The sequence below is a fragment of the Paenibacillus sp. TSA_86.1 genome, assembly GCF_052691815.1.
The window spans coordinates 26,987-49,104 of record NZ_JBQZGE010000024.1; the positions used below are offsets into that span (position 1 = coordinate 26,987).

At 45.1% G+C, this 22,118-nt stretch carries 22 protein-coding genes, 1 tRNA gene and 1 riboswitch; of the genes, 9 read left to right on the forward strand and 14 right to left on the reverse strand.

Features of this window, described 5'->3' with window-relative positions; all coding sequences use genetic code 11:
* The first annotated feature begins 66 nt into the window (after window positions 1–66).
* From ACUTVW_RS26070 to ACUTVW_RS26090, 5 genes are all read left to right on the forward strand, one after another.
* Window positions 67–2,058: a M1 family metallopeptidase gene (locus ACUTVW_RS26070; protein ID WP_445648388.1), complete on the forward strand. Its 1,992-nt coding sequence runs from the start codon at window positions 67–69 to the stop codon at window positions 2,056–2,058.
* Between the two features lie 10 nt (window positions 2,059–2,068).
* Window positions 2,069–2,923 (forward strand): hypothetical protein, encoded by an 855-nt coding sequence (locus ACUTVW_RS26075; RefSeq protein ID WP_445648389.1) that lies wholly within the window; start codon window positions 2,069–2,071, stop codon window positions 2,921–2,923.
* Window positions 2,924–3,206: 283 nt separating this feature from the next.
* A riboswitch (cyclic di-AMP (ydaO/yuaA leader) is annotated at window positions 3,207–3,344 on the forward strand.
* Between the two features lie 3 nt (window positions 3,345–3,347).
* Entirely contained in the window at window positions 3,348–3,818 is a 471-nt protein-coding gene (locus tag ACUTVW_RS26080; protein WP_445648390.1) for a C40 family peptidase, read from the forward strand.
* A gap of 369 nt (window positions 3,819–4,187) precedes the next feature.
* Window positions 4,188–4,685, forward strand: coding sequence for a GNAT family N-acetyltransferase (locus tag ACUTVW_RS26085; RefSeq protein WP_445648391.1), 498 nt, complete (start codon window positions 4,188–4,190; stop codon window positions 4,683–4,685).
* A 148-nt stretch (window positions 4,686–4,833) separates the two neighbouring features.
* Complete coding sequence (locus tag ACUTVW_RS26090) at window positions 4,834–5,190, forward strand: c-type cytochrome (protein WP_445648392.1); 357 nt, start codon at window positions 4,834–4,836, stop codon at window positions 5,188–5,190.
* 110 nt (window positions 5,191–5,300) lie between these two features.
* Here the strand turns inward: ACUTVW_RS26090 and ACUTVW_RS26095 are convergent, their stop codons facing one another.
* Window positions 5,301–5,597, reverse strand: coding sequence for a 4a-hydroxytetrahydrobiopterin dehydratase (locus ACUTVW_RS26095; protein WP_445648393.1), 297 nt, complete (start codon window positions 5,595–5,597; stop codon window positions 5,301–5,303).
* Between the two features lie 215 nt (window positions 5,598–5,812).
* Window positions 5,813–6,106, reverse strand: coding sequence for a hypothetical protein (locus ACUTVW_RS26100; RefSeq protein ID WP_445648394.1), 294 nt, complete (start codon window positions 6,104–6,106; stop codon window positions 5,813–5,815).
* Between the two features lie 234 nt (window positions 6,107–6,340).
* Here ACUTVW_RS26100 and motA point away from each other — a divergent pair, with 234 nt between their 5' ends.
* Window positions 6,341–7,141 carry a flagellar motor stator protein MotA gene (gene motA, locus ACUTVW_RS26105; RefSeq protein ID WP_445648407.1) on the forward strand — a complete coding sequence of 267 codons (801 nt, stop codon included), beginning with the start codon at window positions 6,341–6,343 and terminating at the stop codon, window positions 7,139–7,141.
* Window positions 7,128–7,946 carry a flagellar motor protein MotB gene (gene motB / locus ACUTVW_RS26110; protein ID WP_445648395.1) on the forward strand — a complete coding sequence of 273 codons (819 nt, stop codon included), beginning with the start codon at window positions 7,128–7,130 and terminating at the stop codon, window positions 7,944–7,946. Before motA ends, motB begins: the two co-directional genes overlap by 14 nt.
* A 195-nt stretch (window positions 7,947–8,141) precedes the next feature.
* Here the strand turns inward: motB and rluF are convergent, their stop codons facing one another.
* Together rluF and ACUTVW_RS26120 are read right to left on the reverse strand one after the other, a co-directional pair.
* On the reverse strand, window positions 8,142–8,843 hold the full coding sequence (rluF, locus tag ACUTVW_RS26115; protein WP_445648396.1) for a 23S rRNA pseudouridine(2604) synthase RluF: 702 nt from the start codon (window positions 8,841–8,843) through the stop codon (window positions 8,142–8,144).
* An 18-nt stretch (window positions 8,844–8,861) separates the two neighbouring features.
* Entirely contained in the window at window positions 8,862–11,207 is a 2,346-nt protein-coding gene (locus ACUTVW_RS26120; RefSeq protein ID WP_445648397.1) for a PAS domain S-box protein, read from the reverse strand.
* Window positions 11,208–11,538: 331 nt separating this feature from the next.
* On the opposite strand from ACUTVW_RS26120, the gene tadA reads away from it, so the two are divergent.
* Window positions 11,539–12,039, forward strand: a complete 501-nt coding sequence (gene tadA, locus ACUTVW_RS26125; RefSeq protein ID WP_445648398.1) for a tRNA adenosine(34) deaminase TadA — start codon at window positions 11,539–11,541, stop codon at window positions 12,037–12,039.
* A 59-nt stretch (window positions 12,040–12,098) separates the two neighbouring features.
* Window positions 12,099–12,671 (forward strand): GNAT family N-acetyltransferase, encoded by a 573-nt coding sequence (locus ACUTVW_RS26130; protein ID WP_445648399.1) that lies wholly within the window; start codon window positions 12,099–12,101, stop codon window positions 12,669–12,671.
* Between the two features lie 113 nt (window positions 12,672–12,784).
* On the opposite strand, the gene ACUTVW_RS26135 is transcribed toward ACUTVW_RS26130, so the two are convergent.
* From ACUTVW_RS26135 to guaB, 10 genes are all read right to left on the reverse strand, one after another.
* Entirely contained in the window at window positions 12,785–13,879 is a 1,095-nt protein-coding gene (locus ACUTVW_RS26135; protein ID WP_445648400.1) for a hypothetical protein, read from the reverse strand.
* A 267-nt stretch (window positions 13,880–14,146) separates the two neighbouring features.
* Window positions 14,147–14,299: a small acid-soluble spore protein P gene (locus ACUTVW_RS26140; protein WP_445648401.1), complete on the reverse strand. Its 153-nt coding sequence runs from the start codon at window positions 14,297–14,299 to the stop codon at window positions 14,147–14,149.
* 24 nt (window positions 14,300–14,323) lie between these two features.
* Entirely contained in the window at window positions 14,324–14,500 is a 177-nt protein-coding gene (locus tag ACUTVW_RS26145; protein ID WP_445648402.1) for a hypothetical protein, read from the reverse strand.
* A gap of 23 nt (window positions 14,501–14,523) precedes the next feature.
* Window positions 14,524–14,865, reverse strand: a complete 342-nt coding sequence (locus tag ACUTVW_RS26150; RefSeq protein ID WP_434748577.1) for a hypothetical protein — start codon at window positions 14,863–14,865, stop codon at window positions 14,524–14,526.
* Window positions 14,866–15,003: 138 nt separating this feature from the next.
* Window positions 15,004–15,092, reverse strand: a tRNA-Ser gene (locus tag ACUTVW_RS26155).
* Window positions 15,093–15,296: 204 nt separating this feature from the next.
* Window positions 15,297–16,580: a serine--tRNA ligase gene (gene serS, locus ACUTVW_RS26160; protein WP_445648403.1), complete on the reverse strand. Its 1,284-nt coding sequence runs from the start codon at window positions 16,578–16,580 to the stop codon at window positions 15,297–15,299.
* Window positions 16,581–16,858: 278 nt separating this feature from the next.
* Entirely contained in the window at window positions 16,859–17,449 is a 591-nt protein-coding gene (pdxT, locus tag ACUTVW_RS26165) for a pyridoxal 5'-phosphate synthase glutaminase subunit PdxT (protein ID WP_445648404.1), read from the reverse strand.
* Between the two features lie 18 nt (window positions 17,450–17,467).
* On the reverse strand, window positions 17,468–18,349 hold the full coding sequence (gene pdxS, locus ACUTVW_RS26170; protein ID WP_062329598.1) for a pyridoxal 5'-phosphate synthase lyase subunit PdxS: 882 nt from the start codon (window positions 18,347–18,349) through the stop codon (window positions 17,468–17,470).
* A gap of 182 nt (window positions 18,350–18,531) precedes the next feature.
* Window positions 18,532–19,923 carry a D-alanyl-D-alanine carboxypeptidase family protein gene (locus tag ACUTVW_RS26175; protein WP_445648405.1) on the reverse strand — a complete coding sequence of 464 codons (1,392 nt, stop codon included), beginning with the start codon at window positions 19,921–19,923 and terminating at the stop codon, window positions 18,532–18,534.
* Window positions 19,924–20,338: 415 nt separating this feature from the next.
* On the reverse strand, window positions 20,339–21,796 hold the full coding sequence (gene guaB, locus ACUTVW_RS26180) for an IMP dehydrogenase (protein ID WP_445648406.1): 1,458 nt from the start codon (window positions 21,794–21,796) through the stop codon (window positions 20,339–20,341).
* Between the last annotated feature and the right edge of the window lie 322 nt (window positions 21,797–22,118).

A 22,118-nucleotide genomic window follows, 5' to 3' on the forward strand; every position in this document is an offset into this window, starting at 1 on the left:
ACTAATAATCAGCCCATTGCAAACATATACATGCTGTAGATGCTTGTCAACGGGAGGTATTTAACGATGATTCCACGACGCGCCAAGAGCTGGCTCACTGTATCCCTGGCCTTGTGTTTGCTTGCCGGAGGGATATGGATCACACTCGGTTACAATCGCTCCACTCCATCTGAATTATCTACACTCGCTCCGGAATCGGGCAAGCCCCATGCCAAAGCAGGAGTAACTACCCCTCCGGAAAGTGTACAATCTCCTTCAGCTGAGGTGTTCAGCAACCGTGTGGTGGAATACCACATGGATGTGAAGCTGACGGAGGGGAATGTACTGCAAGGCACACAGACGATAACCTGGACTCATCCAGGTAAGAAAACCGTGAACGAGCTTTATTTTCATATGTACCCTAATGCGTTCTCCTCTGCAGATACTACATTTATGAAGGAATCTGGCGGTAAGCTTCGCGGAGATGTCATGCCGACAAACGGATACGGCTCCATGAAGTTTATCGAGATGCAGACGGAGGATGGGCTTTCTCTGCTGCACCGGATGCAGTATGTACAGCCCGACGACGGGAACATCAAAGATAAAACGCTGATCAAGGTGCGTCTGCCAAAGCCCGTTAAAGGCGGCGAGAGCATCACAATCCGCACCAAATTCGAAGTCAATTTACCGAAAATTTTCGCACGAATGGGCAAAACGGATGATTTTGTTATGGCAGGCCAGTGGTTTCCTAAACTCAGTGCTTACGAGCCTATCGGAAGGCGAGGCCGTACGATGGAAGGCTGGAACCTTCACCAGTATCATGGCAATTCGGAGTTCTATGCTGACTTCGGTATCTACAGTGTACGTATTCGGGTACCTGAAACATACAAGGTGGCAGCAACCGGATTTCCAACGCAGCAGGCGGTCTTGAAGAATGGCGAGAAAGTGTATCAATTTTATGCCGATGATGTACATGATTTCGCTTGGGCGGCCTCTCCTGATTTTGTTTACGCAGAGGAACCCTTCTCAGCCCCTAATGTGCCCGGCGTACGTATCAAACTATACCTGGACCCGGCACACCAGGATTTGAAAGATCGTTACCTCTTCGCTGCCAAAGCCGCATTGACGAATTACAGCAAGTGGTTCGGCCCTTACCCTTATGCAACTTTATCCATCGTTGTCCCGCCAAAAGTGGCAAACGGCGCCGGAGGTATGGAGTATCCGACATTAATTACAGCCTTTGGAGCAGATGATACAACACCGGGTTATGATCTGGAGCGCACGGTTGTGCATGAGATCGGACATCAATACTTCTACGGCATGGTTGCAAGCAATGAATTCGAAGAGGCCTGGCTTGATGAGGGCTTCACCTCCTACGCAGAAGACAAACTAATGGAGCAGGAATACGGACTCATTCCGAACTTGCCTGTACAATCAGGTCTGGTCACATCCCCCGCTCCTTTGACACAGCCTTCGTGGAAGTTTGACTCGCAGAATCAATATGCGTCCAACGTATATACCCGAGGCAAGCTCGTACTTCTCGGCATCGAACAGCAAGTCGGAGCGAAAAAAATGGAACGCATTCTTTCAACCTATGTCAACAAGTATCGCTTTAAACATCCGACAACGGCTGATTTTCAGAAGGTAGTCGAGCAAGTGACCCGTACCTCCTGGGCTAATTACTTTGAACAGTATGTCTACAGCAACGGCATGGCCGATTTTGCTGTGGAGAAGATCAACGTTTCTTCTATAGAGAAGGACGGCCAAAAAATGTACGAGTCCTCTGTCACCATTGCCAAAAAGGGCAGTGATTTCCCGAAGGTTCCCGTTCGGATCGGTTTTCAGGACGGCCATACCTTAACGAAGCAATGGAACGGACAGGAGGATCGCATTACCTATAAACTCACCTACACTTCTCCTGTCTCTTGGGCTATGACCGACCCTTTGTATGATATTGTGCTGGAAAATCGACATATGAACAATTTCCTGAGAACCGGACTGGATGAACGAGTCAAATCCCGCTGGAACATGAGTGCTACGAAACTAATTGAAGCCATATTCGGAGGTCTGTCATGGTGAGGTGGAGACAGTGAAAGCAAAAATTCGTGAAGGCTGGTTTCTCGTCCGTCAGCATATGTTCATTGCCGCACTCTTATTTATCTATCAATTAATCTGGGGATATTTTATCTATCGGTTGGTTCAATCGGCTGTCGTCCCCTTGCTGCTTCGTTATCCAACAGATGATGTCGGAGAACTGAGTACACTTTTATTCAAAATGGAAAGTCAGCTAAGTCTGTCCGGCCCTGAGGTTCAGCGATATTTATGGATCTTGGGTGGCATGTTGCTGCTTCGCCTGCTGATTAGCCCACTCATTCAAGCAGGTCTGCTCTACTCCCTTCAACATTTCAATTCCACAGAAGAGCGTATTCCTTTTATTCGAGGCATTAAAAAGTTATGGAAACCGATGCTGCTGCTGCACACCATACGTACAGTACTCATCTTCCTCCCTGCGTACTGGCTCGTACCCAGGCTGTATCCAACATTAATGGATAGTTTTCATTCTCTCCATTTGTTACTTCCCGGCATTCCATATGCAGCAGGCTGGATCATCTATGGCTGGATTGTACATCATGCCATGCTCTATATGCAGTTTGGCATCACGGACCCGGAAGGAGAAGGCCGTATTCAGGGCACGTTCAAAGGATTGTGGATTGCTTTGCGCCGTATCTTCGCTGTCACCAGCATCGCGCTAATGTTGGGAGCTGTTCATTTACTTGTCTTTGGTGCATTCACATCTGCCTCTTGGTTCCTGACAGGACTATCCGGACTGATCCTGCAACAAACGTATCCGCTTGCCCGAAGCCTGCTCAGTATGTGGAAAGTATGTAGTCATTTCCGCTTGTGGCAGTCCACATCCATCAAGAATGAGAGTCATATAAGCTGAACTACAGATTTATATAAATCGCTTACAAAATGAAAGATTGTTACCATCTCATGCTTAACATTTCATCCATTATTGCGTATAAATACGCAAACCTCGACCTTCCCCCGTCAAAGGTCGAGGTTTTTTTTGCTAATTTTGCTGCTAAACGTTGCCAAAGTACTAAGCCTCTGGTACAATAAGCGCAGTGAGTTTTTAGTAACAACTTTGTAATCTTTAAATCCTTATTTGTAACAACTTTAAATTAAATCCTTAAAATTAAATTTTCTTTTCTTTATCAGGTGCATAACTAGCATAGCCAAATTCCTGGCACCTGGGAAGCGGGGGAACCAGTTATGGGTGAATTGATCTTGAAACAGAGGGATCATAGGGGACCTTCAACCGAATCCTTAAGCTAACCTCGCAGGCGTTGGAAGGGGTATACCACTTGTTTAAGAAGAAATTGACCGCAGCAGTACTTAGCCTCACATTTGCATTATCACTTGGTGCAGGCAGCGCATTTGCAGATTCTAAGATGGATAAAGTCATCGATTCAGCAATAGGAACTACATACAAAAGCGGAGGAACAACACTTGACGGTTTCGACTGCTCCGGGTTTACACGGTATGTATTCGACAAATTAGGTATTGATTTGGCTCGCCAATCCAGCTCCCAATTCGACATGGGTGACTCTGTATCTCGCATGGAGATGAGACCTGGAGATTTAGTCTTCTTCAACACTACAGGTAAAGGTGTGTCTCACGTAGGCATTTTTGTAGGAAGCGGTAAGTTTGCACATTCTTCTTCTTCCAAAGGTGTAACGATCAGTTCATTGAGTGAAAATTACTGGGCTAATCGCTACGTTGGCGCAAAACGGATTATGAGCACGGACGCGTATGAGTCAGTGGCCCTTGACTAGGGACGAGCTTTAATCAACATCATGCTGGAACCATAAACTATACTGTAACGAAATACGAAGCATAAACAGAACCGCCCGGTACATTCTCCGCAGGAATGTATCCGGCGGTTTTTTTGTGCTTCCAATCCTGTGGCTACAGATGCTGCAAATCAAGTTATCTACCTGAACCAAAAAGGTCAGCTTACTTCGTTTGTCCGTGCCCTTATTCCTTGCCCTTATGATGTTTTTACCCAACCTGTTATAATATAAACGGAATGGCACGGACTTTTGTTTCATTTTCTTTCTGATCATTGAAAATTTACCAAATACACGGCTCTTTTGTAGAGCGGACAAAGAACAGGTAACGGAGAGAGGAGCATGCACTGTTATATGAAAAATGAAGCACCTTTGACGTTTCGTGTGGTACCTATGCAGGAAGAACATGCAGAACTCATATGCAGCTGGAACTATGATCCACCATACAATATCTACAGCTGGCTGCCTTGGGAACAGATGAAAGCACTGGAAGTCGAATTTGGAGATACACAGCTAAGGCAGGAACAATATGCAATTATCCTGGATCAACATGACCAGGTTTATGGATTCGCACAATATTTTCCGCTCCAGAACGTAACACGTATTGGTCTCGGAATGCACCCTGAGCAGTGCGGTCAAGGCCGTGGCACCACTTTCGTAGCTGCCATCGTGCAAGAGGCGATTCGCCGCAATCCTTCCAATGAGATTGATCTTGAAGTACTTACCTGGAACCACCGTGCCATTCAAGTTTACCTGAAGAGTGGATTTGCCATCCAGGATACATATGAGCGCCAAACTCCAAGTGGTTTGAAGCCCTTTCATTGCATGGTTTATGAGGGCCCACGAGAGTAATTTGGAATTGGAATGGTTTCAATTTATCTCTCATTTGTGATTAGTTCAAAAAATTACCACAAAATGCTATGATGTAACGACAGCTTCCGTTATAATGATAGGGATAGTTTGGGTTAGATGATCTTTCATTCTGGAGGGGACATAAGGGATGCACAAATGGATCATGAGCGGGGTATTTTTTGCAGCATGTGCTTTGGCTATTATTTTAATGTTTACGCTTCCAGGTAAAGAGGAAGTAGCTAAGGAAGCCAAACCAACCATGCCTGAAGTCACTATGGATGCTGGACAGGCTGAAACACTGGTGAAAGCCAACTGTATTTCCTGTCACGGCGATCAGCTTCAAGGCGGAGTTGGCCCGGCTCTCGCAAACATTGGCAGCAAGGACGATGTCGAGAAAATCTATTCCACCATTGTCAAAGGTAAAGGCGGTATGCCTTCTTTCAAAGGCAAACTGCAAGATGAAGAGATTGCGCACATCGCCATGTGGTTAGCAGAGAAGAAATAAGTGTTCTTGCGTGCGTAAGGTATCAAAGAGGCTCTTGTTCTCCCACCCGGGAAACAAGAGCCTCTTTGATGTTCGTTACAACATCATCCTGCAGATGACATCGCAGCAGGTTATTCCATTCTCATTTTCTCAAAAGCTTCGTTGTACTGCCCTGCTTCCTTAATATCTACCGATGTAATGCCACCTTCATCCCAAGACGTAAGACGCAGTGTAACCGTTGTATAGTCAATAGTAATAAAAGGGTGATGATTGAATGCTTCCGAGATCGCAGCGACCTCGTCAACGAATGCAATCCCTTTCATATAGTTAGAAAACAAAAATTTGCGGACAATCCACCGTCCCTCTTCCAGTTCCCAGCCTTCAAGCCTTCCCAGATGAGCTTCGACTTCCTCTTGCGTAAAAACCATGCGTTATCTTCCTCCCCATATGATGAGCCATCGCGGACTTGAATCCACATGACCATCGACACCTTCGCATGCTGCCCACACAGCTTTAAAGGCAGGCCACCGCCCTGCAGCGCCTTTTTACATGAGTATCATCTTACCACGTCAAAGCGCCAAAATCCATAGAACAGACGGCTCAGCGCATTGAAGGGCAAGGTCTTGTTGTCACTACCATTGTTTTAAATTAAAGGGACAAATGTTAATTCTTCTTCTCCAATTAAAATATGAATCCGGTGCTGATCCTTATCATGGATTACAACGCCGCTACCAACGGGGATCACCGACTCCTCCCCAAGTCCATAGAACAAGTCCTCTGCCAGGGCCTCGTCCACTTCAAGCTGTTCCGTTTCTCCCAGTCTCCCCCACTCTTCCGCATCCATTTCAAAAAAAACATACCGATCGGGGATCCGTGCAATTGCCACTGTCAAATCTGTCAAAATTCCTTCATAATCCCGTCCATGCTTTACGCCCATTGGCTTTTCACTCCTATTCGGCCCCTAAGGAGCGGATATGATCTTATTATACCTGAAAATAACACTTAAAAAAAAAGGCCTTCTGGTCGATAAATACTATACATGACCGTTTCAAACGTTTCGGCAGCCATGGAGGCGGCCAAACATGCAACGGATTTCGGCAGAACGTTCGTCTGGAAGCCCGAATTCTGCCGCTTGAATGGATTCAATTTTATCTCATGGATGAGGTGTATGATGAACATTTCAACAATTATTGGACTAGTTTTTGGGCTGGTCTCCCTTGTACTGGGTATGTTCCTGAAGGGCGCACCCTTAATCAATCTGGTTAACAATCCAGCAGCCTACGTTATTATTTTTGTGGGTACGGCAGGAACTATCTTTATCGCATTCCCGATGTCTGAAGTTAAAAAAATCCCTAAGCTTTTCGGAATTTTATTCAAAAATCAAGTTCTTATTGATCGAGTATCTCTGATCGGCACATTTATGGACTGGGCTTCCACTACCCGTCGTGAAGGTTTGCTTGCACTGGAGTCAAAAGTAGAAGAGATTGATGATCAATTCCTTCGTGGCGGTATGCGGATGATTATTGACGGCAACGATCAGGAATTTGTAAGTGATGTTCTCATGGAAGACATTCATGCTACAGAGGAGCGTCATCGTACCGGTGCCTTGATCTTCGCTCAGGCGGGGATGTATGCACCAACACTCGGGGTTCTTGGTGCCGTAGTAGGTCTGATCGCGGCACTCGCCGACCTCAGTGACATGGCGAAGCTCTCTCATGCCATTGCAGCCGCATTTATTGCCACCCTTCTTGGTATCTTTAGTGGTTACGTGTTGTGGCACCCGATGTCCAACAAGCTGAAGCGGATGTCCAAGAAAGAGATGGAAATCAAGTTGATGATGGTTGAAGGGCTCTTGTCTATCCAATCCGGTGTATCTACCATTGCCATCAACCAAAAGTTATCCGTATTCCTGACACCTTCCGAACGTAAACAACTGGAAGAGAAGGAGGGATCATCAGGTGAAAAAGGCTAAAAAGCATGAACCGCATGAAGAACATATCGATGAGAGCTGGTTACTTCCTTATTCCGACTTAATGACCTTGCTGCTCGCTTTGTTTATTACCCTGTTCTCTATGAGTTCACTTGATGCTGCCAAATTTAAGGAAATGGCCTCGGCACTAAGCAGTGCCCTCAATGGAGGCTCCGGCGTTCTGGAACACTCCTCCATGAATCCGACCGAACCCGGCACAGATCTCGGTAAGAACAAAGAGATTCCGAAGGAAATCACGAAGAAGACACCTGCCCAGATTACCGATGCCCAGATGGCTCAGAAGGAACAGGAGAATCTGGAGAAGCTGAAGAAGCGACTCGACAAGTATATTGCTCAGAACGGACTTTCAGACCAACTGAACACAAAGCTCAACCAGTCTGAACTTAAAGTTACCATTAGTGATAAGGCCTTGTTTTCCTCCGGACGAGCTGATGTGAAACCTGAGTCACGATCACTAGCCAAGGCGATCTCCAACATGCTACAGGAGTTCCCGGAGTATGAAATTGTCGTATCTGGTCATACAGATAATGTGCCCATATCGAATAATCAATATAAGGATAACTGGGATTTGAGTGCGGATCGTGCCTTGAATTTTCTAAAAATCCTGTTGCTGAACACCCGACTGGATCCTTCAAAATTCACGCCTAGTGGATATGGAGAGTATCATCCGATTGCCAGTAATGGCACAAACATCGGAAGAGCACAGAATCGGCGTGTAGAGGTGTCCATTATCCGGAAATACCAAAGCAACAATACCAATGTTAAGTCTGTTGGTGGAGGCAATTAGCAGCCTACAGCCATACATGAGTATAAGGCCGTTCTCCATGGAATTTAAGGGAGAGCGGTTTTTCTCATGTTTAAGACCCCTATCCTATCGCAACTTCCTGTATTCAGAACAAAAAGCATTGCCTCCCTTCAAGGGAAACAATGCTTTATTTCATTCACTTTAACATGGATCGAATCTGTGTCAGAATTTCATTCCTTATTCCAGCGAGTAGTCCAGCAAGCTGCCCAGTTCTGCCTTTTCGGCGGCTGTAAGCTCCCTCCATGACCCTGTCGCCTGTTCTCCAAGGTGAATGTTCATAATACGAATCCGTTTCAGCTTACGAACCTCGTAACCAAATGCACTGCACATCCGCCGGATCTGACGATTTTTCCCTTCCGTCAAAATAATCCGGAACACACGGTCTGTCATTCTGGTAACTGTACATGGCAGTGTCATTTCACCTAGAATCTTGACACCTGTACTCATGCCTCTGATAAAACTCGGTGTAATGGCTCGATCGACCGTAACGATATATTCCTTTTCATGGCGGCCTTCTGATCTCAAAACCCGATTAACGATATCACCATCATTCGTCATCAGAATCAAGCCTTCCGAATCTTTGTCCAAACGTCCGATCGGGAATATCCGTTCATGGTGACCTACAAAATCAACGATATTTCCTTGAATATGCTGCTCGGTGGTACTCGTGATGCCTACGGGTTTATTCAGCGCGATATATACATGTTTTTTCTTCTCGCTGATTGGCTTGCCGTTTATTCGAACATCATCGCCTTCTTCTGCTTGACTTCCGAGCTCTGCCTTGATGCCATTAATGGTCACCTGACCACTTTCGATCAACTTGTCGGCTGCTCGACGGGAGCAGTAGCCTGTCTCACTAATAAACTTATTAATACGCAAAAGGTCATCTCACCTCATCTAGTTCTCTTCGTCTGGTTGTTGTTCTTCCGCTCGTTGCTCCGTCTCCTGTAGCTGCGGGTGCAGTTCAGAAGCAGGCAGTTCTATAATAACCGTCGTTCCCCTATTCATCACACTCTTAATATCCATCATGCCCTTATGTGATTGAATAATGCGTTGACTGACCATAAGGCCGAGCCCTGTGCCGGATTCTTTATTCGTAAAGAACGGCTCCCCAAGCTTCGACATCATCTCTTCAGGTATACCGATGCCCTCATCCTTGATCTCGATTCTAACTCGCTTGCCAAGCTCATCGGACTTGGCCTTAAGCTTGATATGGATACTTCCTCCATGCGGCATAGCTTCCATACCATTTTTCAGCACATTGATAAATACTTGCTTCAACTGGTTCTCTTCACAGTGTACCATAGCCGAATCGGATGAGGCATGTAATACAAACTCTACCCCGTGCAGATGAGCCTGACTATCCAGCAACGAGATAACATCTCCAAGAATAAATCGTATATCCCGCTCCTGAAAATGAACTGCTTGCGGCTTCGCCAGAATTAGAAACTCGCCCACAATCAGGTTGATTCGATCCAGCTCGGATAACATCAGATCCAGATGACGATGATTAAGCTTATTACTTTCCTGCTGAAGTTGCAGGAAACCACGCAGCGTCGTAAGTGGATTACGAATCTCATGAGCAACACCAGCGGCCAGCTGCCCTACCGTTGTTAACTTCTCGGATCGTCTGAGCAGCTCTTCCATCCGATTACGGTTAGTAATATCCCTTGAAACACTGATGAGTGCTGTAATTTCTCCAGCCTCATCACGTACAGGCGCTGTACTTACACTGACATCAACCCGAGTCCCATCTTTTTTCATCCAGACCGTTTCGTTGGACGTAATCGACATGCCCTCAATAAGCTGCTCATGCTGCTTCTTCATTTCCTCTTCGGCCTCAGGAGGAATAATCTTCAGCAAACGTCCCTCCACCTCACGACTGCGAAAACCGTATAGTTGTTCGAATGCCCGATTGACCCGCAGCACTTTTCCTTCAAGGTCTGTTATATGAATTGCATCTGCAGTTTGATTAATGATAGACTCCAGATGCTCCTTAACGGCCCGATTCTCTTCATACATCTGTTTCAGACGGCTTGTATAGTGTCCCAGATTTCGAATCATGGCGTTAATCCGATTGGCGAGCTGTCCGAGTTCATCCTTACGTTTAATTTTCAAACGGAAATCAAAATGTCCATCCGCCACATCATTCACCTTGCCCAAGATCGATTGGATTGGACGTGTGATGTAACCAGCGAGCAAGTAACTACCAAAGATCACAATCTCCAGCAACACCAGAGATATGGAAGCATGGCTGACTAATTGCTCCGATACCATCGAGGATATTTGTTTGTAATCCATGACAATACTGATTACATAGGAAGACTCATTGGGTGTGAAAATTGGAATAAAACTCTTCAGAACCTTCTGATCATGTGTTTCGCTCACAAAGGATACATTCTGCCCTGTGCGGACGGCTCGCACCACGGCACGATGGTCTTCATCCACCGAACCATACTGATACGTACCGAAACGGATCGGCCTGTTATTCAGTTTACTAAAGTTAATATCTCTTCCGTCATCACTCATATCCGGGCTGGCAAACGTCAACGGATTGATACCTGTAATCTCCAGTATGGAAGGATTGACTTCACGGATCTTATTTAATATTTCATCCGGGCTAGAGATTTTCACATAGTCATCAACTTCAGTATTATTGTAGAAGGGATTAATTATGTAGTTTCTCTTTCCATCATGATAGTAACCCCAGATATCAACATCTGTAGGACTGGACGTCGAATATTCGAAACCATCTGACCAGAAATGATCCAGTTTCTGCCCTTGAGGGATCGTTACCTGTTGCTTCTCAAATAATTGCTGAAATGCCCGGTACCAGTACGTCATCGATTTCGTGGACAGACCAACCTCTCTCGGGTCAGAAGACCGGCTAACAACAATGTCATCATCCGTCTGCTCCAGGAGTGAGATATGTGACACACCTACTTCTTTGCTTAAACGAACCAGTTCTTCATTGGTAATATTTCTAATGTCTGGATCTAATTCTTTTGCTGCCGTCATAGAGGCAAGCCACAAATTATTGCCAATCTGCCTTTTTACATAATCTGCACTGTACTGATTTTGTTCGACAGAAATTGCGATTTGCTTCGCTGTGAGCACCATCTTGTTCTCACTATCCTGCCTCAGATTCTCTTCTGTAGTATAATAACTCAGTGCGATATTTAACACCAAAATAACGAGCACCGAGCACGACATAATCATGGATAATTTCGTTTTAATAGACAAATTCGTTGTTCACCTCTCGGCTTGTACCCTCTGGCGATATATGGCAAAACCTATATCCATCATAACGCTTGTATGACTATTTGAAAAGGATAATCGCCCTTTCCCCAAAAGTTACCGCTCAGGTTGAATGGGTCGAATATTGTTGTTTGTTTGCTTTTTATGATATGCAATGAAATTAATCACTCTATTTATCCACAAATCCACAGGCTTGTGGATAGTATGTTTATAACTGTGTGAGCAACTGTACGGTTATCCACAATTCTATCCACAACATGTTAACAACCCGAATACCTGTTCGCTGAATAAATCGTTTTGGAGGGAGTTTTATACCGTGAATGATCATTTTCTCCAGCCAGATTTCACAAATCTGACCGAGGAAGAACTGCATGAGTATTGGATGAGGCAGGCTATTGCAGAAGCCCAGAAAGCCGAAGCGCTCGGTGAAGTTCCTATAGGGGCTGTCATTGTACGTAACAATGAGATTATCGGCCGTGGGTATAATCTGCGCGAAACTACACTGGATTCTACAGCCCATGCAGAGATGGTAGCTATTCGTGAGGCCAGCAAAGTTATCGGAGCATGGCGCTTACTGGACTGTGCATTATATGTAACTCTTGAACCTTGTCCGATGTGTGCTGGTGCCATTGTGCAATCCAGAGTTCCACGCGTTATCTTTGGTACTGCTGATCCCAAGGCAGGCTGTGCAGGAACATTAATGAATTTACTTCAAGAACCCCGTTTCAACCATAGGACCGAGGTTATTCCAGATATTCTCCGACCCGAGTGCTCTACGATGCTGACCGCATTTTTCAGACAGTTGCGGAAGAAATGAGGAAATGATACACTAATCCATCAAAACAAAAAAATGAGTAAGAAAGGATGTCTGCTGCAATGGCAATAACACTATATGATACAGCTCATGGAATAAGTCTTCGGTTACTCACCACCCAGGATGCACAAGCCTATCTGGAATTAGTTCAGCTTACCCGTATCCCATATCAGGCCGTTGAGCCCGTGCGGGAGAATGATTTCTATACGCTTGAAACACAGACTCGGCGGATCGAAGATCGAGTACAGGCTGCTGATGAGGGTACAGGTTATCAGTTCGGGATTTTCACGATTGAGGATGACCTTCTCATAGGGCAAGTCAGTCTGAACAATGTAGTTCTTGGCGTTGCTAACTATGCAGATATGGGATACTTTATTCATCCTGACTATCAAGGCGGCGGGCGTATGACAGCAGCAGTCAAGCTGGCCGTAGCTTATGGCTTCCGCGCTCTGAAATTGAACCGGATACAGGCGGCTGTACTGCCCTCAAACCATGGCTCTAAGCGAGTACTGGAGAAGAATAAATTCCGGTCTGAGGGGATCGCTCGTAAATATTTGAAAATTAACGGTTTCTATCAAGATCATCACATCTTCGCTGTACTCGCTGAGGATTTGGAGGATGAATCTCAGCGCTAATTCATACAATGTACAGCCTTCGTTCTACATAATAAAAAAACCGACTGGGATTCAGGCGGGAGAAGTTCGTCCTCCCCGCTTGAATCCCAGTCGGTTTCATTAGGTTTCAGATGTTAGTTTCCGTAGGAGGAGTTCATCAGTTTCTCGAACTCTTCCATCGTAATTACATCATCGCCAGTAGGAATGTTGATCTTGAACTCTGGCTTTTCGTTAATTTTTGTGTACGTATTGGAGCCAGTGAACGCCAATTTCACTTCGTCTTTGGTATCTTCCGGTTTGATCAGCATGTCAGCGACCATTTTTTGATATACCGGGAAGTCATTTTTATCCAAAGCGAAATCGATGTTAAATGTATTGATTGTCAGAACGTCTTTCAATTTATCCAGATCTTTAGTCATCTTAGCCTGATCTGCTTCAGAGAATTTCAAATCCTTTTTTGCTTTGTCGATATCCGCTTGGCTTAGTTGCAGCATATCCCGATACTCTTCTTTGGAGACAATATCCATTACCTTAGGCAACGCTTTGTTAACCAGTACAGTAACAGCTTCTTTCACATTGTCATTATTTACGGAGAATTGTACAACCTGCTTCGCATCTACACTTTCAGGCAGCTTTGCATCTTTGGTATCGAGGTTTTTGAAAAATTTCGTCTGATCATACTCACCCAATACTGCATCCATAATTTCGTTGCTCAACTTTTGTGTTTTGGCAGCATCCAGTGCACCCGGATTAAACTCCGTACCCTCTTGCTCCGCCAGCTTTTTCAGATCAAATTCAATGAATTTGTTTACCATATTTTCCGGAATTGGCAGGAATGGAATGTTTGGCACCTTCACATACATTTTCTCTTTGGTCATTACCATAGGAATGTTAAAAGTCATGCCCATATCGCCTTTAAGTTCGATGCCAACGGTCATCTCTGTCTGCATTGGCTCGCTTTGATATACACCTGTAATATTCAGCTGTGCATCTTTCAGCATGCTCATAAACTGAGTCATGCTTGGATCCGTCTGAGATGCATCACCAGGTTTATAGCTTAACTCGTTAATTGTAAAATTTGAATTCATTTCATACGATGTTAATTTAGAAGCATTTGCTGCAGCGGTCTTTAATGCCTCTTTTGGTTCTTGCTTGCTACTACATGCTGTTAAGGCCAAAGATACGGTTAACAACAACGTAAGAAGAAGCGCCCCCATACGTTTAGTCATTTCTTTCTCTCCTCTCGTGATAACCCCAAAAAAATAGTTCAATATCAATGATATACCATCTCAGCAGATACTGAAACCTAATTTGGGAAAATTGTGATTTTTACTCTTTAAAATGGCTACAAAGACCTATGTCAGGCACATGATGTTTTGACTGCTAGTCTTTCCATATGTATGAATACGCAAAAGCCCCTTGTTTGGTAACAAGGGACTTTTGAATTTCACGATTTTTGATATATGACGCTCGCCTTATGCAGTATATCCTCTAGGTTATCCCTCTGGATTCAGATGATCCACATGGTTCTGGTTCTTCACCTTTTTGGAGCCAGACAATGGCTCCTGCAATGAAGAGTGTTTGGATGAATGATGCTGCTTATGGGTCTCCTGAGCTTCCGGTACAGGAATTGCTTTCGGTTTACTCATATACGTGCCTCCTCATCATAAAGTTTAGGAATGAGATGGGTCTCTATCTTCCGTTTTATCATGATTTAATGCATCCTGATGGCGGCGATCATTGGAATCTTGCTGTATTTGCTGCGCATGATGACCGTTAACTACAGTCTGTTCGAGATCTTCAATAACATTTTGCAGGTTTTTGTCTATGCCCGACTTGGCTTTAGTCATACCGTTCGACTCCTTTTGTTCGGCTAGGATTTCGTTATGGATTGCAAGGACTGGGCACATTCATGAATATGTCTGGTGTAATCATGCGCCAGCTCCTGAATCGGTTCTGTACGCTCATCCGTTGCTCGCCCGTCCCGTTCGACGTCGACCAGCTCTACACGAACCTCACGGGAATCCACATATTGGCATTTAAAATCAAATGAATACATTTCATGACCTGCCGTCGCAATGTGTATGCGTATCGCCTGGTTATCAGCCTCATCAGCCATCACCTGTGCCTGATCACCCACATTCAGGACTTGGGGCAAACGATCCTGCCATGCACCTACAAGTTCGTTCTGTTCGATGTTTAGCTCGCGGTTCATCTTCACCACCTCCACTTCTATAACGTGCGGAAATGATGTTGTTTTTATACATACTAAGTTTACGCCCTTGTTGTGTTCAAAATTTAATCAAAAAAGGATCCGAGCATTATCGCTCGAATCCTTGTTATAAGTGTGGTATGGCGGAGAGGGTGGGATTCGAACCCACGTGGGCTTGCACCCTAACGGTTTTCAAGACCGCCCCGTTATGACCGCTTCGGTACCTCTCCAAAATATTAATTTATAAACTTGCCACGAAAAGTATCATACCATAGATCAATGGGACAGTGCAAGTTTTTTTTACTTTCTTTTTGATCACAAAAGGAAAACCAATTTCATCCAACACTCTAGTGCATCACCAATTCCGCCCGTCACCCCACAGATGACGGATGGAGTCAGATGATAAATATAACATTCTATTTCTTTTTCTGGCACTACTTGCGGCGAGCGATGACTTCAATCCCGCCCATATAAGAGCGTAACACTTCCGGAATAACCACAGTACCGTCTTCTTGCTGATAGTTCTCCAAGATCGCTGCTACTGTGCGTCCCACAGCCAGTCCTGAACCGTTCAGCGTGTGTACAAATTCAGGTTTCGCTTTAGGCTCCCTACGGAAACGAATATTGGCACGACGTGCTTGGAAGTCTTCACAGTTGGAGCAGGATGAGATTTCACGATACGTGTTGCTTTCTGGCAACCACACCTCAATATCATACGTTTTAGCTGAAGTGAAGCCCATATCTGCTGTACAGAGCGTCAACACACGGTAAGGCAAGCCCAGCAGCTGCAGCACGCGCTCTGCATTCTGTGTCATCTTCTCCAACTCGTCATAAGATGTCTCTGGTGTAGAAAGCTTAAGCAGCTCAACCTTGTTGAACTGATGCTGACGGATCAAGCCACGAGTATCGCGTCCAGCCGAACCGGCCTCTGAGCGGAAACATGAGCTGTATGCTACAAAATGCTTCGGCAGATCATCTGCATTCAAGATCTCTTCGCGGTGGTAGTTCGTTACCGGCACTTCTGCTGTTGGAATCAGATAATACTCTGTATCTCTAAGCTTAAACAGATCCTCTTCGAACTTCGGCAGTTGCCCCGTTCCAAACAAGCTGTCCCGATTCACAATGTATGGAGGCAAAATTTCTTCGTATCCATGCTGATCACTGTGCAAGTCCATCATGAAGTTAATCAAAGCACGCTCCAGACGCGCTCCAAGCCCTTTGTAGAAGGTAAAACGGGAACCTGTAACTTTGGCTGCCGCTTCAAAATCAAGGATGTCCAGCTCCTGTGCAATCTCCCAGTGCGCTTTTGGCGTGAAGGAGAATGACTTTGGTTCTTCCCAGCGGCGAACCTCAACATTATCATCTTCGGATGTACCTATAGGTACACTCTCATTAGGGATGTTAGGAATCGCCATCGTCAGATCATTAATTTTAACCTCAAGTTCACGTACTTCTTCATCCATCGCTTTAATGCGATCAGATACCTCGCGCATTTCAACAATAAGATCATCTGCGTTCTCACGATTCTTCTTCAGTCGTGCTACCTCTGCGGATACCGTGTTACGGCGACTCTTTAGATTCTCACTCTCCTGAAGTAATTCACGGCGCTTTGCATCCATCTCGGTAAATCCAGCAATCAGATCTAGCGATTTGCCGCGGTTGTTCAATGCTTCTTCTACTCGTGCATATTCATTCCGCAATATTTTAACATCAAGCACTACGTACCCCTCCTAATAAACCTACAATATCGAGCCTCGTGTCAGACTCATTCTCGAAACCTTCAATAGTGAGAACAATATATATATTATAACCTACTCCATACCAATAACCGAAAAAACAACCTATGTCCCCGGTGCTGCCCTCCGCCGCAATTCCCGCTATGCAGCAGTGACAAGCAACATGAGGCATCCGTTCAGATGCAGCTGCCACAGCAGCCTAGGAACAGATGCCGGGGAGTGATCCGATGACCGGGAGATCATAGGTTGTACATCATACGTTATTTTACTTCTTGCGAATGTTTATACTCTCTAACCATGTCTACAAAATAAGCATGCAGACGATAGTCATCTGTGAGCTCCGGATGATAGGAGCAAGCCAGCAGATGCCCTTGGCGAGCTGTCACAATCTCATCTTTGTACGTTGAGAGAACCTCGACCTGATCACCAACACTTTCAATTAACGGCGCACGTATAAATACAGCTCGCACCGTCTCATCAATACCTTTGACTGGCAGATCCGTCTCAAAGCTTTCTCTTTGTCGTCCAAATGCATTACGGGATACGGTCATATCCATAAGCTCCAGATGAGGTTCTTCCTGACCTTGAATGTGCTTCGCCATAACAATCAGACCTGCACAGGTGCCAAACACCGGCTTTCCTGCTTCAGAGAAGGCACGAATAGCCTCGTTGAATTCATACCTGCGCATAAGCTTCCCGATAGTGGTACTTTCTCCACCTGGCAGAATCAGGCCATCCAGTCCTTCTAACTGCTGGACTTGCTTGATTGCTATGCCTTCGGCTCCAGCACGTTCAATACTGCGTATATGCTCTGTAACAGCACCCTGAAGTGCCAAAACACCGATCTTCATCTGTTAATTCCCCTTCTCTTACCAGCCGCGATCCTGCATACGCTCGGAAGGTGCAAGTTTGGAAATTTCGATACCTTTCATTGGTGCTCCAAGATTTTTGGAAACTTCGGCAATCAATTTATAATCTGTGTAATGTGTTGTTGCTTCAACGATTGCACGAGCAAACTTCTCCGGGCTGTCGGACTTGAAAATACCCGATCCTACGAACACGCCGTCTGCTCCAAGGTGCATCATAAGCGCTGCATCTGCAGGAGTCGCTACTCCACCCGCTGCAAAGTTAACCACTGGCAATTTTCCGTTCTCATGTACATCAAGCAAAAGCTCGTATGCCACGCCAAGGTTCTTCGCTTCTGCATATAGCTCGTCCTTCGACATATTAGTTACTTTACGAATTTGACTGTTGATGAAACGCATATGACGTACCGCTTCAACAATATTGCCTGTTCCCGGCTCACCTTTCGTACGAATCATGGATGCTCCTTCACCAATTCGGCGAAGTGCTTCACCCAAATCCTTCGCTCCACATACAAACGGTACAGTGAACTCATGTTTATCAATATGGAATACTTCATCCGCAGGAGTCAGTACTTCACTCTCATCCAGGTAATCCACACCCAGTGATTCAAGCACTTTAGCTTCTACATAGTGACCAATACGTGCTTTGGCCATTACAGGGATCGTTACAACCTTCATCACTTCTTCAACAATCGTTGGATCAGCCATACGTGCCACGCCACCTGCTGCGCGAATATCGGAAGGAACACGCTCAAGTGCCATTACTGCTGTTGCACCTGCTGCTTCCGCAATTTTTGCTTGCTCAGCGTTCATGACATCCATGATAACGCCGCCTTTTTGCATTTCAGCCATACCTCTTTTAACGCGTGATGTTCCCGTTTCCATATTCCAAGCCCCCCGTAGTGTATGTGTTTTCTCCTCATTTTCAAGAAGCATGATTCTGCTTTTAATCCAATGGAAGAAACTTAGACTTTTATACTGTAATACGTAGAATTCTAACTTGATATTTTACCGGAAATTTTGTAAATATACAATCCACTCATAGAGTATTAGTTTGTATTTTTCGGTTAAAACAAGTTTTTGATTCCATCAAACAGATCAACGAAGAAGTCTTTGATCGCACGGAAGAAGAGACGGAACCATCCACCTTTTTCAGCCTCTTCGGCTGTAATCAGATTTACCGTTTTTTCCTGTGGTTCCATTCCCTCTGCTTGGTACGTGTAAGTTACCGTGCCAACCTTGGTGCCCGCTTTGATTGGCGCGACCAGTTTGTCTGCTTCGGTTACACTTGCTTTGAATGTTACATTCAGATTTTGAGTGCCTTTAGGGACAACAAAACTTACCGCATTATCTGTCACGACAGGAACTGTCGTCTCTTTCCCTTTTTTCAGGGGTACCGTTTCCCAGCCTTTAACTTTTGTTTTACCTGCAACAGCTTGTTTCACTTCAAAATGATCAAAACCATAGTCTAGCACCTTTTTAGTTTCTCTAAAACGTGCGGATTCTGAATCTGTACCCATCACCACGCTAATCAAACGCATGCCGTTACGCTCAGCTGTTCCCGTAAAGTTATTACCTGCATTGCTCGTATGGCCTGTTTTCATGCCATCCAGACCTTCATAGGCGTAGCTTTTGAAGTTGGTTATATTCTTATTCGCTTCCAGCATCCAGTTATAGTTGATAATTGGTGCTTTGTCGTTCGGACGGAATTTGTAGGACTGAATCGTTGTAAAATCTTTGTAGTCCGGATGATCTCTAACGATATATCTGCACAAAATAGCAGCATCCAAAGCAGACATCACCGTTTCCTTGTCTTCCGCTGGGCGGAATTCAGCTGGCATGTCCGCACGATCCAGACCGGTAGAGTTAATGAAATGGGTATCTTTCATGCCCATTCTCTTCGCTTCTTCGTTCATCATTTTTACAAATTCTGCTTCAGAACCCGCAACATACTCAGCCAATGCCACGGTAGCGTCATTTGCAGATCCAACAGCCATGGCGATATACAGGTCTTTTACCGTGTGTTTGTCACCTTCGGCCAAAAATATGCGTGACCCGATGCTTTTAGCTGCATTTTTACTAACTTCAACTACGGTATCCCAGCCAAACTTACCCTGTTTGACTTGTTCAGCAACAATATACTCTGTCATCATCTTGGTCATACTCGCTGGCGGCATCGCCTTATCCGCATCCATCGACAGTAAAACCTGGCCTGTGGAAGCTTCCATCAGAACTGCTGATCTCACCTCAAGTCCAAGTGAGTCAACTGAGGGAATGCTAGAAGCCTTAGCTGGCGTTTTAGTTGTTGTCGCGGCCGCTGTTAATACCTGACCGGAGTCCTTCGCGGCTGCCATCACAGGCATCACTGCGGACATGCACAGCATGTTAAGGAGCATAACCGACGCTACGCTCTTTTTGAGGATGTGACGTTTCTTCTTATTCATGTGTTTGGCTTTCAATGATGAATACTCCCTTCGATCTGAAGCTTTTGGATGATGCCTCAGCGCTGCTCAAGCAGCAATTTTCATAGTCCCTGTCAATGTGTCAATGGATGTGTAGTGGTCTGACTATATGCGCTGTATCGAAATGAGCAAGTTCTTTGCTCTAACGTCCACAATTGTCAATTCGCTCGCATCTTGCCAAATGCTTATGTAAAGGGCATTGGCTTCTCTTCTAACGGGATAAGCCAAATCTAGCTCACCTTAAATCAATACAATAAATCATTATGAATCATGTCAAAAAATCGCCGCAACGCCCAGATCCATCCTCGGACGGTCACCGCTTGTTCTATTCTATCACAGGGGTATCCGCAAAAAAAGACAAGCCGGGCGAAAAACGCCCGACTTGCCTTGGAAATCATTCACTCTCTTCGGATTACAACGAGTAGTTAGGTGCTTCTTTGGTAATCTGTACGTCATGCGGGTGGCTCTCGCGAAGACCAGCACCTGTAATACGGATAAAGCTTGTATCATTCCGTAATTGATCCAGATTGCTTGTTCCGCAATATCCCATACCTGAACGCAGACCACCGATCAACTGATGAATTGTATCAGACAAAGGACCTTTGTAAGCTACACGACCCTCAATACCTTCAGGCACCAGTTTTTTATCATCATCTTGGAAGTAACGATCTTTACTGCCTTGTTTCATTGCACTCATGGAACCCATACCACGGTACACTTTGAAACGACGGCCTTGATAAATCTCGGATTCACCTGGGCTCTCTTCCGTACCTGCGAACAAACTTCCCAACATGACTGCATGAGCGCCTGCTGCAATAGCCTTGGTGATCTCACCAGAGTATTTAATTCCACCATCAGCGATAATTGGTACACCGTACTCACGCGCTACAGTAGCACAGTCATATACGGCTGTAACTTGTGGAACACCAATTCCTGCAATAACACGAGTTGTACAAATGGAACCTGGGCCAATTCCGACTTTCACGACGGAAGCACCTGCTTCAATCAGATCACGAGTTGCTTCACCAGTCGCTACGTTACCTGCAACGATTGTCAGATCAGGGAAACGTTCACGAAGCTGACGAACCGCATCAATAATGTTGATATGGTGTCCATGTGCAGAGTCTACGGTAATTAAATCGACCCCAGCCTGCACTAGAGCATCTGCACGCTCAAATGTATCTTTGGATATACCAATCGCAGCTCCAACCAGAAGACGACCGTGTGCATCTTTAGCAGCTTTAGGAAACTGAATTGCTTTCTCAATATCTTTAATGGTGATGAGTCCTTTTAATGTGTTGGATTCATCTACCAATGGAAGTTTTTCAATCTTATGTTTCTGCAAGATACCCTCTGCCTCTTGCAGAGTTGTACCGACAGGAGCTGTAACCAGATTCTCACGAGTCATGACTTCACTGATCTTAATACCGTAATCATGAATAAAACGCAAGTCGCGATTCGTCAGGATACCCACGAGCTTCTGATCACCTTCAACAATAGGCACACCAGAAATCCGGTACTTCGCCATAACTTCTTCAGCATCAGACACCAGGTGGTCAGCCGTCAATGAGAATGGATTTGTAATAACTCCGCTCTCCGAGCGTTTAACACGATCCACTTCTTCAGCTTGTTGTTCAACCGACATATTTTTATGAATAATACCAATACCACCTTCACGTGCAATGGCAATCGCCAGTGTCGCTTCCGTAACGGTATCCATCCCCGCACTAATCAAAGGAATGTTCAGTTTGACGTTATCGCTCAAACGTACTGATACGTCTACTTCTTTTGGCAGTGTCTCGGATTTCCGCGGCACTAGCAATACATCGTCAAAGGTGAAGCCTTCTTTACCAAATTTATCTTCCCACACGCAAGTGTTCCTCCTTATGTTTGCTCAGCTTTACGGACCAAAACCCGAAGATTCCAGGCAGTATTGTATGCCGAAAATACGTTTTCTGAAAATATATTATTGTCCATCTTAGCAAAGCAATATTTAGAATGTCAAGGGAAACTCCTTGGAACTATCAGGTGTATTCCCTCTTGTACACAACTGTATTCCTTGGGTGGACATGCTCTGAAAATATAACAAAAATGCGCCCTTTCATTCAGATCGGTACGCATGCTTTCATTGTCTTTATAGTTTAAGTATTCCTTGATTGGCGACTTTTATGTTCGTCATTAATCTAATCAAC

Excerpts from the sequence above, each read along its gene's own strand:
- ACUTVW_RS26070 (WP_445648388.1), top strand. The coding sequence starts at position 67 with ATGATTCCACGACGCGCCAAGAGCTGGCTCACTGTATCCCTGGCCTTG.
- ACUTVW_RS26085 (WP_445648391.1), top strand. The coding sequence starts at position 4,188 with ATGAAAAATGAAGCACCTTTGACGTTTCGTGTGGTACCTATGCAGGAA.
- ACUTVW_RS26090 (WP_445648392.1), top strand. The coding sequence starts at position 4,834 with ATGCACAAATGGATCATGAGCGGGGTATTTTTTGCAGCATGTGCTTTG.
- ACUTVW_RS26095 (WP_445648393.1), bottom strand. The coding sequence starts at position 5,597 with ATGGTTTTTACGCAAGAGGAAGTCGAAGCTCATCTGGGAAGGCTTGAA.
- ACUTVW_RS26100 (WP_445648394.1), bottom strand. The coding sequence starts at position 6,106 with ATGGGCGTAAAGCATGGACGGGATTATGAAGGAATTTTGACAGATTTG.
- motA (WP_445648407.1), top strand. The coding sequence starts at position 6,341 with ATGAACATTTCAACAATTATTGGACTAGTTTTTGGGCTGGTCTCCCTT.
- ACUTVW_RS26130 (WP_445648399.1), top strand. The coding sequence starts at position 12,099 with ATGGCAATAACACTATATGATACAGCTCATGGAATAAGTCTTCGGTTA.
- ACUTVW_RS26135 (WP_445648400.1), bottom strand. The coding sequence starts at position 13,879 with ATGACTAAACGTATGGGGGCGCTTCTTCTTACGTTGTTGTTAACCGTA.
- ACUTVW_RS26140 (WP_445648401.1), bottom strand. The coding sequence starts at position 14,299 with ATGAGTAAACCGAAAGCAATTCCTGTACCGGAAGCTCAGGAGACCCAT.
- ACUTVW_RS26145 (WP_445648402.1), bottom strand. The coding sequence starts at position 14,500 with ATGACTAAAGCCAAGTCGGGCATAGACAAAAACCTGCAAAATGTTATT.
- ACUTVW_RS26150 (WP_434748577.1), bottom strand. The coding sequence starts at position 14,865 with ATGAACCGCGAGCTAAACATCGAACAGAACGAACTTGTAGGTGCATGG.
- pdxT (WP_445648404.1), bottom strand. The coding sequence starts at position 17,449 with ATGAAGATCGGTGTTTTGGCACTTCAGGGTGCTGTTACAGAGCATATA.
- pdxS (WP_062329598.1), bottom strand. The coding sequence starts at position 18,349 with ATGGAAACGGGAACATCACGCGTTAAAAGAGGTATGGCTGAAATGCAA.